This window comes from Streptomyces californicus (genome assembly GCF_000717645.1).
Classification (GTDB): Bacteria; Actinomycetota; Actinomycetes; order Streptomycetales; family Streptomycetaceae; genus Streptomyces; species Streptomyces californicus.
In genome coordinates this window covers 525897-542567 of record NZ_JNZZ01000002.1, presented here as the reverse complement: position 1 = coordinate 542567, position 16671 = coordinate 525897, and the positions used below count along the sequence as shown (strand labels likewise).

18 protein-coding genes are annotated in these 16671 nt (G+C 72.9%); 8 read left to right on the top strand and 10 right to left on the bottom strand.

Annotated elements, in window-relative coordinates:
• Entirely contained in the window at positions 1–669 is a 669-nt protein-coding gene (locus IF19_RS0104865) for a succinate dehydrogenase cytochrome b subunit (protein WP_030116046.1), read from the bottom strand.
• Between the two features lie 132 nt (positions 670–801).
• Here IF19_RS0104865 and IF19_RS0104860 point away from each other — a divergent pair, with 132 nt between their 5' ends.
• The gene (locus IF19_RS0104860) at positions 802–1686 is read left to right on the top strand and encodes a LysR family transcriptional regulator (protein WP_030289865.1); all 885 of its coding nucleotides are present in this window, start codon (positions 802–804) and stop codon (positions 1684–1686) included.
• 104 nt (positions 1687–1790) lie between these two features.
• Here IF19_RS0104860 and IF19_RS0104855 read toward each other — a convergent pair whose 3' ends face one another.
• Both IF19_RS0104855 and IF19_RS0104850 read right to left on the bottom strand, forming a co-directional pair.
• Entirely contained in the window at positions 1791–3965 is a 2175-nt protein-coding gene (locus IF19_RS0104855) for a putative bifunctional diguanylate cyclase/phosphodiesterase (protein ID WP_030118229.1), read from the bottom strand.
• Positions 3962–4780, bottom strand: coding sequence for an SAM-dependent methyltransferase (locus IF19_RS0104850; RefSeq protein WP_030118228.1), 819 nt, complete (start codon positions 4778–4780; stop codon positions 3962–3964). Before IF19_RS0104850 ends, IF19_RS0104855 begins: the two co-directional genes overlap by 4 nt.
• 983 nt (positions 4781–5763) lie before the next feature.
• On the opposite strand from IF19_RS0104850, the gene IF19_RS1000000137570 reads away from it, so the two are divergent.
• The 3 genes from IF19_RS1000000137570 to IF19_RS0104835 all read left to right on the top strand — a co-directional run bounded on the left by IF19_RS1000000137570 (position 5764) and on the right by IF19_RS0104835 (position 7466).
• On the top strand, positions 5764–5928 hold the full coding sequence (locus tag IF19_RS1000000137570) for a hypothetical protein (protein ID WP_032745544.1): 165 nt from the start codon (positions 5764–5766) through the stop codon (positions 5926–5928).
• Between the two features lie 13 nt (positions 5929–5941).
• A complete protein-coding gene (locus IF19_RS0104840; RefSeq protein ID WP_030118226.1) occupies positions 5942–6706 on the top strand; it encodes a bestrophin-like domain in 765 nt (254 codons plus the stop codon).
• A gap of 196 nt (positions 6707–6902) precedes the next feature.
• Positions 6903–7466, top strand: a complete 564-nt coding sequence (locus IF19_RS0104835) for a hypothetical protein (protein ID WP_030118225.1) — start codon at positions 6903–6905, stop codon at positions 7464–7466.
• Between the two features lie 91 nt (positions 7467–7557).
• On the opposite strand, the gene IF19_RS0104830 is transcribed toward IF19_RS0104835, so the two are convergent.
• Complete coding sequence (locus IF19_RS0104830; protein WP_030118224.1) at positions 7558–8037, bottom strand: hypothetical protein; 480 nt, start codon at positions 8035–8037, stop codon at positions 7558–7560.
• Positions 8038–8398: 361 nt separating this feature from the next.
• Here IF19_RS0104830 and IF19_RS0104825 point away from each other — a divergent pair, with 361 nt between their 5' ends.
• The gene (locus tag IF19_RS0104825) at positions 8399–9061 is read left to right on the top strand and encodes a class F sortase (protein WP_030118223.1); all 663 of its coding nucleotides are present in this window, start codon (positions 8399–8401) and stop codon (positions 9059–9061) included.
• Between the two features lie 78 nt (positions 9062–9139).
• On the opposite strand, the gene IF19_RS0104820 is transcribed toward IF19_RS0104825, so the two are convergent.
• A complete protein-coding gene (locus IF19_RS0104820; RefSeq protein WP_030118222.1) occupies positions 9140–9991 on the bottom strand; it encodes a polysaccharide deacetylase family protein in 852 nt (283 codons plus the stop codon).
• 198 nt (positions 9992–10189) lie between these two features.
• Here IF19_RS0104820 and IF19_RS0104815 point away from each other — a divergent pair, with 198 nt between their 5' ends.
• Positions 10190–10657: a universal stress protein gene (locus IF19_RS0104815; RefSeq protein WP_030121455.1), complete on the top strand. Its 468-nt coding sequence runs from the start codon at positions 10190–10192 to the stop codon at positions 10655–10657.
• Between the two features lie 21 nt (positions 10658–10678).
• Here IF19_RS0104815 and IF19_RS0104810 read toward each other — a convergent pair whose 3' ends face one another.
• Entirely contained in the window at positions 10679–11878 is a 1200-nt protein-coding gene (locus IF19_RS0104810) for a CapA family protein (protein ID WP_030118220.1), read from the bottom strand.
• Between the two features lie 267 nt (positions 11879–12145).
• Between IF19_RS0104810 and IF19_RS0104805 the strand changes: the two genes are divergently transcribed.
• Positions 12146–12718 carry a sigma-70 family RNA polymerase sigma factor gene (locus tag IF19_RS0104805; protein ID WP_030118219.1) on the top strand — a complete coding sequence of 191 codons (573 nt, stop codon included), beginning with the start codon at positions 12146–12148 and terminating at the stop codon, positions 12716–12718.
• On the opposite strand, the gene IF19_RS0104800 is transcribed toward IF19_RS0104805, so the two are convergent.
• On the bottom strand, positions 12652–12849 hold the full coding sequence (locus tag IF19_RS0104800; RefSeq protein ID WP_030118218.1) for a zf-HC2 domain-containing protein: 198 nt from the start codon (positions 12847–12849) through the stop codon (positions 12652–12654). The two genes, IF19_RS0104805 and IF19_RS0104800, sit on opposite strands and share 67 nt — an antisense overlap.
• 112 nt (positions 12850–12961) lie before the next feature.
• Between IF19_RS0104800 and IF19_RS0104795 the strand changes: the two genes are divergently transcribed.
• Positions 12962–13477, top strand: coding sequence for a hypothetical protein (locus IF19_RS0104795; RefSeq protein ID WP_030118217.1), 516 nt, complete (start codon positions 12962–12964; stop codon positions 13475–13477).
• Positions 13478–13508: 31 nt separating this feature from the next.
• Here the strand turns inward: IF19_RS0104795 and IF19_RS0104790 are convergent, their stop codons facing one another.
• From IF19_RS0104790 to IF19_RS0104780, 3 genes are read right to left on the bottom strand one after another with little or no spacing between them, the layout of a single operon-like run.
• The gene (locus IF19_RS0104790) at positions 13509–14699 is read right to left on the bottom strand and encodes a sensor histidine kinase (protein WP_030118216.1); all 1191 of its coding nucleotides are present in this window, start codon (positions 14697–14699) and stop codon (positions 13509–13511) included.
• Positions 14696–16201: a sodium/solute symporter gene (locus IF19_RS0104785; protein ID WP_030118215.1), complete on the bottom strand. Its 1506-nt coding sequence runs from the start codon at positions 16199–16201 to the stop codon at positions 14696–14698. Before IF19_RS0104785 ends, IF19_RS0104790 begins: the two co-directional genes overlap by 4 nt.
• A complete protein-coding gene (locus tag IF19_RS0104780) occupies positions 16198–16560 on the bottom strand; it encodes a hypothetical protein (protein WP_050490716.1) in 363 nt (120 codons plus the stop codon). The genes IF19_RS0104785 and IF19_RS0104780 overlap by 4 nt, the downstream gene beginning before the upstream one ends.
• Positions 16561–16671: the final 111 nt, after the last annotated feature.

Sequence of the window (16671 nt, the reverse complement as noted above, 5' to 3'; positions counted from 1 at the left end):
TCAGCTCACCACTCCGGTCATGACGGCGACGGGTACGGAGATGAAGCCCACCGTCAGCACCGCTGCGAGGAGGTTGGCGAGGGTCTTCAGGATGCGGTCGCGGGTCGCGTTGCCGACGCCGAGGGTCTGCGCGGCGCTCCAGAAGCCGTGCTGGACGTGCAGGCCCATGGCGAGCACCGCGACGATGTAGATGACGTTGCCGTACCAGGTGGAGAAGGTGTCGATGACGTTCTGGTACGGGTGTCCGGCCTCGAAGCTCGTGTGCACGGTGCCGGTCGTCAGGTCGAGGATGTGCCAGACGATGAAGAGCGCGAGGATGACGCCGCCCCAGCGCATGGTGCGGGTGGCGTAGCTCGCGCGGGGCCTCTTGTGGACGTACTTGGCCGGGCGCGCCTTGATGTCGCGGCGGCTGAGCTGGTACGCCGAGACGCCGTGGAGCACGACGGCGGCGACGAGCCCCACGCGGACGATCCAGAGCGCCCATTCATGGTGCAGGACTGGGGCGCCCATGGTGCGCAGCCAGTGGGCGTACCCGTCGAACTCACCGGGTCCGAAGAAGATCTTCAGGTTGCCCACCATGTGGGCGACGAGGTATCCGAGCATGACCAGACCGGTCACGGCCATGATCGTCTTCTTGCCGACGGTCGAGTCCCAGAGCGTACGCGTCATCGACGGCCGTCGGTCCGTCCGCGTTGCCAATGCCATGCACACGACCGTAGGCGCGGGCCCCCCGATCAGTCCAAGACATGGAGTGGCTGATCTCCATAGGCGATGGCTATCACCTCACGTTATCGTCGGTGTGTGCACTTCCAGCAGCTCACCTATTTCGTGGCCGTCGCCGAGACCCGGCACTTCACCCGGGCCGCCGAGGCGGTGCATGTGTCGCAGCCCTCCCTCTCCCAACAGATCCGGGCGCTGGAGACGGAGTTGGGCGCGGACCTCTTCAGCCGGGCCCGGGGCAACATCACCCTCACCGACGCCGGCGAGGCGCTGCTGCCGCTGGCCCGGCGCATCCTCGCCGACGCGGAGACCGCACGCCAGGAGGTCCAGGAGGTGGTCTCGCTGCGCAGCGGCCGGGTGCGGCTGGGGGCGACACCGAGCCTGTGCACCGGGCTGCTGCCGGATGTGCTGCGCGCCTTCCACGACCGGCACCCGGGGGTGCGGCTGCTGCTGGAGGAGGGCGGCTCGCACGACCTGGTGCGCCAGCTCGCGCGGGGCGCGCTCGATCTGGCCCTGGTGGTGCTGCCGCTGCCCGCCGCCTCCCCCGCGCTGACCACGGTGGAGCTGCTGCGGGAGGACCTGGTGGTGGTGTCGGCGGCGACGGAGCCGCCGCCGGGGCGGGGCGGCTCGATCCGGGTCGCGGATCTGGAGGGGGCTCCGCTGGTGATGTTCCGCCACGGCTACAACCTGCGGGAGCTGACGCTCGCCGCCTGCCGCGCGGAGGGCTTCGAGCCCTCGTTCACGGTCGAGGGCGGCGAGATGGACGCGGTGCTCGGATTCGTACGGGCGGGGCTCGGCATCGCCGTGGTGCCGAGCATGGCCGCGGCCCGGGCCGGTCACGACCTGCGCAGGACCCGGCTGGCGGGCGACGGGCTGCGGCGCACGATCGCGCTGGCGCACCGCAGCGACGTGGACCCGCCGCGGGCCGCGCGCGAACTCCAGCGGATGCTGCTGGAGCAGGGCTGACGGCCGGGTGGGCGGCGGCCCAGGGCTGACGGCCGGGTGGGCGGCGGCCCAGGGCTGACGGCCGGGTGGGCGGCGGCCCAGGGCTGACGGCCGGGTGGGCGGGCTCAGACCGCGTCCGCCAGCAGCAGGGAGTGGATGCGGTCCGGGGCGCCGGGGCGGGCGTAGTACCAGCCCTGGGCGGTGTCGCAGCCCAGGGCGCGCAGCTGCTCGGCCTGGGCGCCGGTCTCCACGCCCTCCACGGTGACCGCCAGCTCCAGGCTGTGGGCCAGGGAGACGATGCCCTCGACGATCTTCAGATCGACCGGGTCCGCCGGGTGCTGCTGCATGCCCCGGGTGAAGGAGCGGTCCAGCTTGAGCACGCTCACCGGCAGCCGGCGCAGGTTCGCCAGGTTCGAGTACCCGGTGCCGAAGTCGTCGAGCGCGATGTCGACGCCCATCTCGGCGAGCTGGCACAGCGGCTTGAGGAGGTCGTCGTCGGCGCCGATCAGGGCCGACTCGGTCACCTCCAGGCAGAGCGCGCCCGGCTCCAGACCGGACCGCTCCAGCACGTCCACCGTCTCCGCGACCAGCCGGGGGTGGTGGAGCTGGGTCGGCGACAGGTTGACGTTGATCCGCAGCGGGCCCCCGTCGCTGTGCCGCTCCTGCCAGAAGTTCGCCTGGCGGACCGACTCCTCCAGCACCCAGCGCCCGAGCGGCACGATGAGCCCGGTGTGCTCGGCGAGCGGGATGAACCGGTCCGGGCCGAGTACCCCGTGCTGCGGGTGGCACCACCGTACGAGCGCCTCGGCGCCGTGCACCGTGCCGTCGCCGAGGTGGACGAGCGGCTGGTACTCGATGAAGAACTCGCCCCGGTCGAGGGCGGCCGGGAGCGAGGTGGTCAGCCCGTGCCGGGTGATGGCGCGCGCGTCGGCCTCGGCGTCGGCGAGCTGGAACCGGTTGCCGCCCGCGGCCTTGGCCCGGTACATCGTGATGTCGGCGCTGCGCAGCACCTCGGCCGCGCCGCGCTCGCCGGAAGGCCCTTCCACGATGCCGATCGAACCGCGGACGGTGAGTTCGCGGCCGTCGATGCGGATCGGGGTGGCGAGGGCGTTCAGGATGCGGCCCGCCAGCTCGTGGACTTCCTCCGCGGTGCCCGGTCCGGTGGTCAGGGCGACGAACTCGTCGCCGCCGAGCCGGGCGACCATCTCGCCGGGGGCGGTGGCGCAGCTCTGGAGCCGGTCGGCGACCTCGACCAGGAGGCGGTCGCCCGCGGCGTGGCCGAGGCTGTCGTTGATCGCCTTGAAGCCGTCGAGGTCCAGGTAGCAGAGGCCGAAGCGGACGCCGTGCTTGGCGGTGAGGGCCTTCTCCAGACGCTCGAAGAACAGTGTCCGGTTGGGCAGCCCGGTGAGCGCGTCGTGCGTCGCCTCGTAGCGGAGCCGCAGATTCAGCAGCCGCCGTTCGGTGGTGTCCTCGATCAGCGCGAGCTGGTACTGGGGGTTGCCCTCGGAGTCCCGCAGCAGCGAGACCGTGAGGTTGGTCCACAGGACGGTGCCGTCGTTGCGGTAGTACGCCTTCTCGGTCCGGTAGTGCTCGCGTTCGCCGCGTACCAGCTCGTCGTAGTACCGCCACACCTGGGGGGAGTCCTCGGGGTGGACCCACTCGTTCACCTTGTGGCTGCGGACGTGGTGCTCCAGTCCGCCGAACATCCGGGTGAGCGTGTCGTTGATCTCCAGGATGTTGCCGTCCAGGTCGGCGATGCCGATGCCGATGGCCGCGTCCTTGAAGACCGCGCGGAACCGCGCCTCGGTGGCGTGCAGGGCCTGTTCGGCGTGCGAGCGGGCGGTCAGCGCGGAACGGGCGATGGCCTCCTGCTCGGTGAGGGTGCGTTCGCGCAGGGCCGCGGTGAACCCGGCGGCGAGGGTGTGCTGGATGCGGGCGCAGCGGGCCCGGCCGTCCTCGGTGGAGAGCGTGCCGGGGCCGTTGCCGCCGCAGTACAGGACGAGGTAGGAGTCGACGACGCCGAGCGTGGAGCTGAGGGCGTCCGGGTCGGTGCAGTGCGCCTCGACGAGGGCGGCGCCGACGCGTTGCGCGGGCGAGGCGTCGAAGGGGTGGGCGTGCAGGATGCCGTTCAGCTCGCGTGCCAGGGGCAGGAGATGCTGTTCGAACTCGGGCCGGGTGAGGGAGGTGGCCGTCAGGGGGAAGATGGCGCGGCTCCAGATCCTGGCGAATCTGCGCAGCCGGCCCTCGGGGCCGTCGGGCTCCGCGTCCGGCTCTCCGGACGCCTGGGCGGGAATGCTCACGCCTTGCGCCCGACCCCTGCGAAGCCCGAGAAGGTGTACGGGTCTTCCTGCTCCGGCGCCTGCGAAACGTCGGGCCGCCATTCGGGCATCGGCACGAGCCCGGGCTCGACCATCTCGTAGCCCTCGAAGAAGCGGCCGATCTCCTCGCGCGAGCGCATGATCAGCGGGTTGCGGATGTTCTTGTAGACGCCGACCGTGCCGGCCGCCCCGTCCTTGAAGTGCGGTATGCCCTCGTACGAGGCGTGGGTCAGGACGAGCAGGCTGCCGGGGGCCAGCGCCTCGCGCAGTTCGGCGACGGCCGCGCGGGGGTCGTCGGCGTCCTCGATGAAGTGGAGCACCGCGACGAGCAGCAGGGCCACCGGGCGGTCCAGGTCGAGCAGTTCGGTGACCTGGGGGTTGTCCAGGATCTCCCGGGGGCGGCGCAGGTCGGCGGCGGCGATGACGGTCCCGTCGTTCCCCTCCAGCACGGCCTGGCTGTGGGCGACGGCCACCGGGTCGTGGTCGACGTAGGCGACCTTGGCCTTGGGGTCGGCGGCCTGGGCCACCTCGTGCACGTTGCCGAAGGTCGGGATGCCGGAGCCGATGTCCAGGAACTGGTCGATGCCCGCGTCGACGGCGTGGCGGACGGCCCGGCGCATGAAGGCGCGATTGGCCTGCATGATCTTGGGAAGGCCGGGAAGAAACTCCATCGCCTTGCGCGCGGCTTCCCGGTCCACCTCGAAATTGTGCGATCCGCCCAGATAGAAGTCGTACATGCGAGACACGCTCGGCACCGAAATGTCAATGCCCTGCGGTGCCCAGGCGGGACGCTCCATCGATGTCTCCAACAAGTCGCCACGGCGATCCGGCCATGTTCATGGTCAGTGTTGACCAGAGGCTACTGATGGACCGCCAAGAGAGCGAGTGGAAACGGAAATTCGCGATCCGTTATTGGTCACACTCCGATGGCATCTACACCCGGTCCGTCGCCGCACGTATACGGACAGCGACGGGTCGGGCCTTCTGGCGACGTTCTCCCGGCGATTCGGGGCCACTTGGGACCGCTGGGCACGGTTCTACGGGGGCGTGACGGTTTCGGGGCGCGGCCGGAGAATTGGCCGGTTCCATCGGGGCGGGCGCCCCTGCGGTGCGGGGTGGAATCGGCGACCGTACGCCGTCGGGTTCGTGAGGCGGACCGGGGGGCGCCTTCGGCCGCGACCGGGGTAAGTCCGTAAAGACGCGGCCCCGCCGGGTACGCGCCCGGTAAACCCGAATGGCCCAATAACCGCACGATCAGGCGAATCAGGTCGGCGGACGGCGTGCCCTCCCCCACCCCGGACCATGCTCCCCGTCGTGCACGGATCACGTATCGCGCGACTCTCGACGGTCGCCGCCCTCCTCTGGCTGTCGGCCGTCCCCCTGCCGGCGACCGCCGACAGCTGCGCGGTGGCCGTCGTCGGGCAGGGCGAGGGCAGTACGGCGGTGGCCTGGGCGGGGAACGGGGACTGCGGCGCGGTCACCGAGCCACCGTCACCGCGGCGCGGCCCCCGCGCCCCCGCCCCCCCCCCCCCCCCCCCCGCCTCCACCGCCGCCTCCGAAACCCTCGCCACCACCGCCCCCTCCTCCGAAGCCCGCACCACCGCCGCCTCCGGAGAAACCCGCTCCTCCGCCCCCGCCGGCGCCCGCGCCACCCCCCGTGGCCGCCGCACCACCGCCCGCGCCTCTCCCTCCCTCTCCGCCGCCTCCCTCACCACGGCCGCCTGCACCGCCCCCGGCCGCCGCTCCCCCGCCGAAGCCATCGCCCTCGCCGAAGCCGCCGGTGCGGACCGAACCGCCGAGGCCCCGGGCCGTCGCGCTGCCGACGTACCGCAAACCCGCCCGCAAGCAGCCGCGGAGCGGGCCTTCGCTGGTCTCCCTGACGCTGCTCATCACCGCCCCCGCGGTGTTCGCCGTCGCGGTGCTGCGCCCGCGATCATCCCGTTGACCTGGAGAGACGCATGTCCGAGTGGCTCGTCCTGAGCATTGCCATGGCGTCCGCCTGCGCGGTCGTCCTGACCATCGCCGTTCTGAACAACCGGCGGGTCGGGGACGACGACGATCCGTCCGAGACGCCTGACGTCATCGAGTACATGACGATGATGATCGGCGTGGTCTACGCGATCGTCCTGGGCCTCGCCATCGCCGGCGTCTGGGAGGGGCGCAGCGCCGCCCAGGAGTCGGTCCGCGTCGAGGCGCAGGCGCTGCACGAGGTGCGGGCGCGTGCCTCGGTCTACCCGGCGGAGGTGCGCGACCGCATCCGGGCCGACGTGGACGCCTATGTCGCCCATGTGGTCCACGACGAATGGAAGGTGATGTCCGAACGCCACACGCTCACCGAGCGCGGCACCGAACTGCTGGACCGGGTGAGGGCGGACGTGACCGACTACGTCCCGAAGAACGACCACGAGGGACAGGCGTACCAGCCGCTGGTCGACCAGGTTGCGGCGGCGGACGACGCCCGCAGCTCGCGGGCGCAGAACGCCGGGGCGACGATGCCGGGGGTGGTCTGGTTCGGGCTGATCATCGGGGCGCTGGTGACGGTGGGGCTGATCTTCACCCTCCAGATCCGCAGGACGTTCCGCGAACTGCTCCTGGCGGGCCTGTTCAGCGCGCTGATCGCCTTCCTGCTCTTCCTCATCTGGGACTTCGACGCGCCCTTCGGGCGGGGCATCTCGGCAACCGCCGAACCCTTCCTCGACATGTTCCCGGGGGTCACGGGATAGGGCCCGCCCCTCCTGGTGGCGTACGGGCGGGGCGACCCGCGTGTGGGCCGGTCGGGGTACGGCGCTGACCCGTTCGCCGGACCCCGATCGCGGGGTGGGGGGACCCCTCCTAGCGTGTCGGGCATCGAGGTGCATTTTTCCTGCTATGTGGAAATTCGTTCCGCAGCTGCCCCTCGGGGAACCCGGAGGATCCACCATGCGCGCGATACGTGTCGCACCGCTCGCCCTGCTCGGCGCCGGCGCGCTGACGCTCGTCGCCCCGTCCGCCGCCTTGGCCTCGCCGGGCGGAGGCACCAGCACGTTCAACCCGACCATCACCCCCTCCGTCATCGCGCCGGGCGGCCGGGTGACCCTCGGGTCCGGCGGCTGCACGGGCGAGACGACCATCAGCTCGGGCGTCTTCGACACGACCGTGATCCCGAGCGGCAGCACGACGGGGTCCGCCACCGTCGACACCGGCGCACGCCGGGGCGCCGTCTACGCGGTGACGTTCCGGTGCGGCTCCACCGGCACCTCCCGGAACGTCAACCTGACGATCACCGGCGGCGCCACGAGCACCCCCACCCCGACCGCGACGCCGACCACGGTCCCCACCGCCAGTTCGACGGCGCTCGTTCCGGGCGGTGTGCGCGGCGGCCTCGGCGGCAGCGCCGGCTCCACGGACACGGCGCAGGTCGCCGCCGGAGCGGCCCTGGTGGCCGCGGCGGCCGGAGGCGCCCTCTACTTCGCGCGCCGCCGCACCGCCGCCCGCCGCCACTGACCGCGCCCGTGCCGCGCACGGCAGTCGCCCCGGGTCCTGGTCCAGGACTCGGGGCGACGGGCGTATCGGGCCGGGCGGGAGGTTCGACGCCCTAGAACGCCGCATGGCTCGTCCGACGACGACGGACGAGGAAGACCGCACCGCCGACCGCCGCGGCGGCCACGAGACCGCCGCCGACCTGCATCTCGACGGAGCTGGGGCCCATCGACCCGCCGAGCCCGCCCTGCGCGCCGTTGCCGGCGAGCACGGTGAACTTGTGCGTCTCGATCCGGCTGTTGTCGTTGCACTTCACCGAGAGGTTGTAGTGCCCCGGCGTGGTGTTGTGGCGGATGTGCGCCGTCGCGTATCCCGTGCCGCCCGCGGAGAGCTCGGTCGTCGGGAACGCGTTCGACCAGACCTTGCCGCCGTGCCCGCAGCCCTGCGCCGTGACCTTCATGGTCGCGCCCTGGTGGACCGAGTACGGGTTGACGGTGATGTTGCTCGGGCCGTTGGTGGCGGCGGCCATCGGAGCCGCCAGCCCGACGGCCGCGAAGGCGGTCGCGGTGACCGCGAGAGCGCGTGAAGCACGCATCGTGTGAACCTCCAGCGGGAAACGCCCCCAGGGGCTTCTCCCCCGGGGATGGATCGACGTGAACGCCTCCCATGACGAACACTCACCAGTCGACCGATGCGTCGCACTTCGGCGTTGCGCCACCCCGGTGACGCGACACGCCGTGCGGAGGGCTCCGAATCTGACGGATCCGCAGGTCACAGACCGTCAGAACTTTTATCTGCTCATTACTCCGATGGGCAGCACCCCTGCGGGCGCCCGGGGCTTCGACGGGCAGGGTCCGGCCGGGCGGCGGGCGCCCCCGCCACCCGTTCGCCCCGCTCTGATCGCCGCCCCCGCGCACCGCCCCTAACGTTCACAGCGTCGCGACGAAGGGAGAACCATGGGCCGGGACTACACCGGTGGCGAGCGGACCGGACGGGTGCCATGGGGGGCGATCGCCCTGGTGCTGCTCAGCGGGCTCGCCCTGATGCGCAACGGCACGGAGTTCGGTGACGCGGGACCGCCGCAGCCCGCCGCGGCCGCTTCGCTCGACCGGGGCGGGGACGCCGCCGGACCGCCGGTGGAGGGCGAGCCGGTCCAGCCGCTGCCGTACGCCCCGGCCTCCCGGGTGAAGATCTCCTCCATCGACGTGGACGCCCCCATCATCGACGTCAACCTGGACGCCAACGGCTGGATCGACGCCCCGCCCGCCGAGGACCCCAACCTCGCGGGCTGGTACCAGAACGGCATCGCTCCGGGCCAGCGCGGCACCGCCGTCGTCGTCGGCCACGTCGACAACAAGTCGGGCCCCGCCGTCTTCTACGGTCTCGGCTCGATCCGGAAGGGCCATCGTGTGGAGGTCACCCGCTACGACGGCCGGGTCGGCGTCTTCGAGGTGTACGGGGTCGAGGTCTTCTCCAAGAACGACTTCCCCGGCGCCCGGGTGTACGGCGACACCGGCCACGCGGAGCTGCGGGTCATCACCTGCGGCGGCGGTTACACGAAGGCGGACGGCTACGACGGCAACGTCGTGGTCTTCGCCCGGCTCGTCGACACCCGCTGACCCCGCGCGGGCCGAGGAGCCCCCGCACCCCCGCAGGACGGTGCCCCGGCGAACGCCGGGGCACCGTCCTGCGCGCGCTCAGACGCGGTGCGGCACCGTGACGCGGTAGCCGCGCTCCAGCAGCCGGGGCAGGTAGCGGCTCAGCGCCGCGACGCTCTGCGAGCGGTCGCCGCCCGCGTCGTGCGAGAGGACGACCACGCCGGGCGCGGCCCCGTCCAGCACCCGCCGGACGATCGTGCCCGTCCCCGGCGTCTCCCAGTCCAGCGTGTCCACGGTCCACGCCATGGGTTCCATGCCCAACGCGGCCCCGATCTCGAAGGAGTTGCGGTTCCACGCGCCGTAGGGGGCGCGGTACCACAGCGGCGGCTCCCCGATCGTCCGGTCCACCGCTTCGCTGGTGCGCCCGAGTTCGTCGCGGATCGCGGCGCGGGAGAGCTTCGGGATCAGCGGGTGGGACCAGGAGTGGTTGCCCACCACATGCCCATCGTCGGCCATCTCCCGCAGCAGGTCCGGGTTGCTCTCGGCCATCTCGCCGCAGACGAAGAACATCGCGCGGACCCGGTGCCGGCGCAGGGTGGCGAGGATGTCCGGGGTGTACCGGGGGTCGGGGCCGTCGTCGAAGCTGAGGACCATCGAGTGGCCGAGGTCCGGAAGGTGCTCGAAGGGCCGGATCCGCACGGGCGGCCGGGCGGGTCTGAACCGGGGCGGGGCGTGGCCGGTCATGGGGGCGAGCCGGTACGGGGAGGGACGGCCCCGGACGCTGGCCGGGGGGCCCGCGGCAGCGGCGGGCAGCGTTCCGGCGGTCGGCGCGGGGCGGGTGGGCGTCGACGCCGGGTCGGCGGCGATCAGCCGGACGGCGGTGGCGGTCCCGAGCGCGAGCGCGATCCTCAGCAGCGTGCGGCGTTCGGGCCGGGGGTGATCACTTCTCATGGCCAACTGCTCGCACGACGGGACGCCCCGCCCGGCCGCCGACACCGCCCGAAGAGCGTTTTCTACCCAATGGAACCAGTATGTTCATCATATTTAGGGCCTGCCATCGGGCTGTCACCGGGTGGGCCACAAGCCCGTCCATGAGCCCGTCGGGGTCCCGGAGCAACGCCCTCCGGTGGAGCCGATAGCCTCGGGGCCGTGACAGAGCAGCAGCCTCATCCTCATCGGTTCGAACGCGGCACGGACGGCCCCAAGGTGATCGTCGCCGGGCTGGACGGCTCCGACTCGTCGATGCGCGCGGCGGCCTACGCCGCCGGTCTCGCTCGCCGGCAGAACGCGATGCTGGCCCTGGTGTACGTCCAGCCGGTCATTACGGCGGGCGCGGCGCTGGGCGTACCGGTGGGCGACACCACGAGCGAGGTCGCGGAGGGGCTGGTCTCGGAGATCCGCGAGGCCGCGGAGCGGTTCCGGGACGCGTGGGACGTGCGGTGGGAGTTCCACACCTTCCGGGGCGACCCCTACAACGGCCTGGTGACGGCGGCCGATGAGCTGCGGGCGGACGCGGTGGTGGTCGGGGCGTCGGAGTCGGCCGGGCACCGCTTCATCGGCTCGGTGGCGGTGCGCCTGGTGAAGGCGGGGCGGTGGCCCGTCACGGTCGTGCCGTAGCGGCTGCCGCCGGACCCGCCCTCAGCGGCCCATGCGGAGCCCGTCCGCCTCCGCTCCCCGGGCGAGGACGACGGTGCGGATGCGGTCGCGGACCGCGCGCAGGTGCTCGGCCCCGTCGTCGATCGCGGTGCTGAGCGCGATGGCGCGGCCGGTGCCGGTGTCGTACCACTGGGGGACGAACTCGGCCTTCTTCACCGCCCAGCGTCCACCGGGTTTCGCGGGCGGGGCGAAGGTGAAGCGGCCCATGGAGCTCTGATTGCCGCGCGGGTCCTGGGCGCCCTCGTGGTTGATCATCGCCCCGGCGATCTGGTCGCCCATGCCGTAGACGACCCAGGTGCCGTTGACCTTCTCGTACGCCTGGGGAACGTGGGCGTGCGTGCCGATGATCAGATCGATGTCGGGGCGGCCCCGGTCGGTGGAGGCGGTGAGCCGCCGGGCCAGATCCAGTTGGGTGGCGTCCGGTTCGTCCTGCCATTCGGTGCCCCAGTGGGCGGAGAGGACGACGACGTCCGCGCCCGCCCGGCGGGCCGCCCTGGCCTCGTCGATGATCCTGCGCTCGTCGGTCACGTCGACCGTCCAGGGCCGGTCGGCGGGGACCGGGATGTCGTTCGTGCCGTAGGTGTACGCGAGGTGGGCGACCCTGGCCGCCCCCTTTCCGGGCCCGGCGGGCAGGATCGTGGGCCGGGCGGCCTCGGCGGCGGTACGGGCGGAGCCCGCGTGCCGGACGCCCGCCTCGTCCAGGGCGTCGAGCGTGCGCCGGACGCCCTCGGGCCCGTCGTCGAGGGTGTGGTTGGAGGCGGTGGAGCAGGAGTCGAAGCCGGTGGTGCGCAGCGCCGCGGCGATCTCGGGCGGCGACTTGAAGCTGGGGTAGCCGGTGTAGGGGCCGCCCTTCTCGCCGTAGACCGTCTCCATGTGGCAGAACGCCAGGTCCGCTCCGGAGACGACCGGGGCGACGCCCGCCAGCATCGGGGCGAAGTCGTAGCCCGCGCCGTTCGCGTCGGCGGCGGCCCGGTCGATCACCGAGGAGTGCGGGAGGACGTCGCCCGCGGCGAGCAGGGTGAACGGGCGGGGCCCCTCGGCGTCCTGGCCGCCCGCGCCCCGGGCCGCGGCGGGAGGACCACTCGGCGCGGGGGCCGCGGGCCGCTGCCCGGCGCAGCCGGTGGCCGCGGCGAGCAGGAGGGCGAGGGCGGCCACCGCGCCCGGTCGGATGCGCTGGGTCATCTGCTCGACTCCATGGTCGGGTGATTAAGACCATCCGACTAGACAGATCGTCATATCGCAGAAGCAAGGAGCATTGCCGCATACCTAGCTGAACTGGTCGTACCGGCCGACCCCGACGGCCCCTCGACCGTTCACCGCACCATTCGCCGCACTGAGCGACCGCTCGTCGCACGGCCCGGCGCACCGCCTGTTCCCGCGCCGCCGAATGCGTTCGTATACGCCAGTCGGCAACGAGGCCGCCAGGGGCCTCGGCGGGAGAGGACGTTCATGAAGACCACCACGACGACCGATGAGCGGACCCTGGCCGAACTGCAGCGCGAACACGGCCCCGCCCTGTTCCACTTCCTGCTCGGCCTGACCTTCGGGGACCGGCAGCGGGCCGAGGACCTGGTGCAGGAGACCCTCGTACGCGCCTGGCAGCACCCCGAGGCGTTCGACGCCCCGTACGACTCGATGCGGCCGTGGCTCTTCACCGTCGGCCGCCGCCTCGCCATCGACGCGCGGCGCTCCCGGCAGGCCCGTCCGGTCGAGGTCAGCGACACCGTGCTGGAGACCACACCGGACGCCCGGGACACCGCGGACAGCGCGGTGCGCGCCCTCGACGTCCGCGAGGCGGTCCGCACCCTCAGCCCCGAGCACCGCGCGGTGCTGGTGCAGATCTACTTCCGCGGGCTGAGCGTCGGCGAGACGGCCGAGGTGCTCGGCATCCCCGCCGGCACCGTGAAGTCCCGCTCGTACTACGCCCTCCGGGTCCTCGCGCGCACCCTGCCCGGCTACTCGCGCAGGTCCTCCGCTTGCAACAGCGCCAGCAGGGCGGACGCCTCGGCCACCTCCACGTAGTCCCGGGTGCAGCCGTCGCAGCTCCTCAGGTGCCGGGCGACGCGGCACGTCTCCTCCGGGTCCAGGGCGTCCAGGACGTACGCGCCGAGCAGCGGGCGCACGTGCGGGTCGTCGCCGGGGTCGGCACTCATTCGCAGCCTCGTATCTCCTGGGCGATCCTCCCCTTCTGCCCACGCGGGGCGTCCGCCCCCGGTTCAATGCTGCGTGAAGCCCGGCACCGAGCACGGAAAGAGGCGAGACGGGATGCGCCCCGAGGATACGGATGGGACCGGTGGGAACGGGCTCCGGGTACCGATGGCCTGGCTGGCCACCGAGTACGTCGCCGACGAGCTGTTGCGGACCGGTGATCTGATGGAGCCGACGACCCTGGAGTTCCGGGCGGGGCGCGACGCGCTCGCGCTGACGATGTTCCTGTGCGACCGCCCCGGGGAGGCGCCCGCCCCCGCGGCCCTGCCCGGATCGCGGGTGGACGAGCTGCGGACGCTCACGGCGTACGAGGGCGCCTGGCGCGGCTGGATCTGCGAGCGGCTGGCGGAGGCGGAGCGGGGCACGGACCCCGGGGACCCCGATCTGGCGCTGGCGCGGGCGGCCTGGCGCTGGCTGGAGGAGACCGAGCTGCTCGCGGCCGACCTCGACGCGATCGGCCCGGGCTCCTGGGAGGCCGGGGCCGGTCCGGCGGCCGACCGGGAGGTCCGGATCTGGACGCCCGCCTGGCAGTTGGGGCTGCCGCTCGGCCATCTGGCCGTCCATCTGTGCTGAGCGGGCCCGGGTCCTGGACCCGGTGCGGGCATCAGGAGCCGTGCACCCCGGCACGGTACTTGGGCAGCCGCAGCGTGATCTTCATGCCCGCCCCGACCCTCGTCTCGATGACGAGGCCGTAGTCGTCGCCGTAGACCTGGCGCAGCCGCTCGTCCACGTTGAGCAGCCCGATGCCGGTGGAGGCGTCGCCCTCGCCGCGCAGGATCCGCCGCAGCCGCTCGGGCTCCATGCCCGTGCCGTCGTCCTCGATGACCACTTCCGCCTCCGAACCCGCGTCCAGGGCGCTGATGGTGATCCGGCTGCGGGTGACCGCTCCTTCGAGACCGTGTTTGACGGCGTTCTCCACCAGTGGCTGGAGACAGAGGAACGGCAGCGCGACCGGCAGCACCTCCGGGGCGACCTGGAGGGTCACGGCGAGCCTTTCCCCGAAGCGGGCCCGGACGAGCGCCAGATACTGGTCGATGGAGTGCAGTTCGTCCGCCAGCGTGGTGAACTCCCCGTGCTGACGGAACGAGTAGCGGGTGAAGTCGGCGAACTCCAGCAGCAGTTCCCTGGCCTGCTCGGGATCGGTGCGGACGAACGAGGCGATCGCGGCGAGGGAGTTGAAGATGAAGTGCGGGGAGATCTGCGCCCGCAGGGCCTTGATCTCCGCTTCGATGAGCTGGGTGCGGGAGCGGTCCAGTTCGGCCAGTTCGAGCTGGACGCAGACCCAGCGCGCCACCTCCCCCGCCGCCCGGGCCAGCACCGCGGACTCGCGCGGGGCGTAGGCGACGAGCGCGCCCAGGACCCGGTTCTCGACGGTGAGGGGTACGGCGACGGCCCAGCGCAGCGGGCAGTCGAGGTCGGCGCAGCCGCTGTCGAAGGCGGTGCCGCGGCCGGTGTCCAGGAGCACCTTCAGGTGCTCCATCACGTCCTTGCCGTGGTGGTGGCCGGCCCCGTCCCAGACCAGCACCCGGTCCCGGTCGGTGAGGCAGAGGGCGTCCGTGCCGAGCAGGGAGCGCAGTCTGCGGGCGGCCCGCCGGGCGCTCTCCTCGGTGAGCCCGGCCCGCAGCGGCGGCGCGGCCAGCGACGCGGTGTGCAGGGTCTCGAAGGTGGCGTGCTCGACGGGGGTGCCCACGTCGCTGGGGCGCAGCGGCCGGGCGGTGCGGCGGCCCAGCAGCAGGCCGGCCCCGAACAGCAGCACGGCGAGCACGACGAGGACGGCGGCCCCGGCCCCGGTCACCGCTCCCTCCCGGCGGCCGGCCGTGCCGAGGACAGGGCCTCGGGGAGGTGGAAGCGGGTCATGGCGGCGTTGGTGCCCGCCGGTATGCGCCCGGGGGTGGCGAGCGAGACGAGGATCATCGCGAGGAAGCCCACGGGCACGGACCAGACGGCGGGCCAGGCGAGCAGGGCGTGCGGCCAGCCGGGCGGGCGTACGGCCCCGCTGACGGTGATGGCGACGGCGAGCAGGGCCGACCCGCCGCCGAGCAGGAGCCCGGCCACCGCGCCCGGCGGGGTGAGCCGCCGCCACCAGATGCCGAGGACGAGCAGCGGGCAGAAGGATGAGGCGGAGACCGCGAAGGCCATGCCCACGGCGTCGGCCACCGGAACCCGGCTGACCAGCAGCGAGATCAGCAGGGGTACGGCGATGGCGAGGACGGTGGCGAGGCGGAAGTGGCGCACCCCGCGCGAGGGCAGCACGTCCTGGGTGATCACGCCGGCGACGGCCATGGTGAGCCCGGAGGCGGTGGACAGGAACGCGGCGAACGCCCCGCCGGCGAGCAGCGCGCCCAGGAAGTCGCCGCCGACGCCGCCGATCATCCGGGCGGGCAGCAGCAGGACGGCGGCGTCGGCGTCTCCCCCGTACCGCAGCTCGGGGGTGTAGAGGCGGCCGAGCGCGCCGTAGACCGGCGGCAGCAGGTAGAAGAGGCCGACCAGGGCGAGGACGGCGACGGTGGTGCGGCGGGCGTCGCGGCCGTTGGGGCTGGTGTAGAAGCGGACGACGACGTGGGGCAGGCCCATCGTGCCGAGGAAGGTCGCCACGATCAGCCCGTAGGTGGCGTAGAGCGGGTGGTCGGCGCGGAAGACGGCGAGTTGCTCGTCGAGGCCGACCCGGGGCCGGCCGTCGCCCTGCCAGGCGAGGACCAGGAAGAGGGCGGGGACCAGTAGGGCGGTCAGTTTCAGCCAGTACTGGAAGACCTGGACGAAGGTGATGGAGCGCATGCCGCCCGCCGCGACGGCCGCGGTGACGACGGTGGCGACGAGCACGTCGCCGAGCCAGCCCGGAGCGCCGGTGAGGATCTTCAGGGTCAGCCCGGCGCCCTGGAGCTGGGGAACGAGGTAGAGCCAGCCCGCGCCGACGACCAGGGCGCTGACCAGCCGTCGGACCTGCCGCGATTCCAGCCGGCCCTCGGCGAAGTCGGGCAGGGTGTACGCGCCGGAGCGGCGCAGGGGCGCGGCGACGAAGACGAGGAGCACCAGGTATCCGGCGGTGTAGCCGACCGGGTACCAGAGCATGTCGGGGCCGTGGACGAGGACGAGCCCGGCGACGCCGAGGAAGGAGGCGGCCGAGAGGTACTCGCCGCTGATCGCGGCGGCGTTGAGGCGGGGTCGCACGGTGCGGGAGGCGACGTAGAAGTCGGAGGTCGTACGGGAGATGCGCAGGCCGAAGCCGCCGACGAGGACGGTGGCGAGGACGACGAGGGCGACCGCCACCCAGGACGCCGTGTGGTCGGGGGCGCTCACGGTGCGGGGCGGCCCTCCACCAGCCGGGCGAAGTCGCGTTCGTTGCGTTCGGCCCGGCGGACGTACCACCAGGCGGCGAGGGTCAGCGGAGGATAGGCGGCGAAGCCGAGCACGCCCCAGACCAGGGCGGAGCTGTCCAGCGCGGCGAAGAGCAGCGGCAGGGTGCCCGCGACGAGGGCGAGCACGGCGAAGACGGTGAGTCCGGCGCGCAGTTGGCCGCGCATCAGCGAGCGTACGTAGGCGCCGCCGAGGGCGGTCTGCTCGTCGATCTCCGCCTGCGTGCGGTAGCGGGGCAGCGGGCGCACCCGGCGCGGCTGACCCGTGACCACTTCCCGCCGGGGGGTTGGCTCTGCGGACATGGGCTCGGAGTGTAGGCGTCGGCGGGCCGCACTGGGAAGGGATCGCTTATGGTCTCCCCTGGTCAGCGGCGGGGCCGTACGGTCGTCCAGGACCCGGCCGGCGCTCTCCCG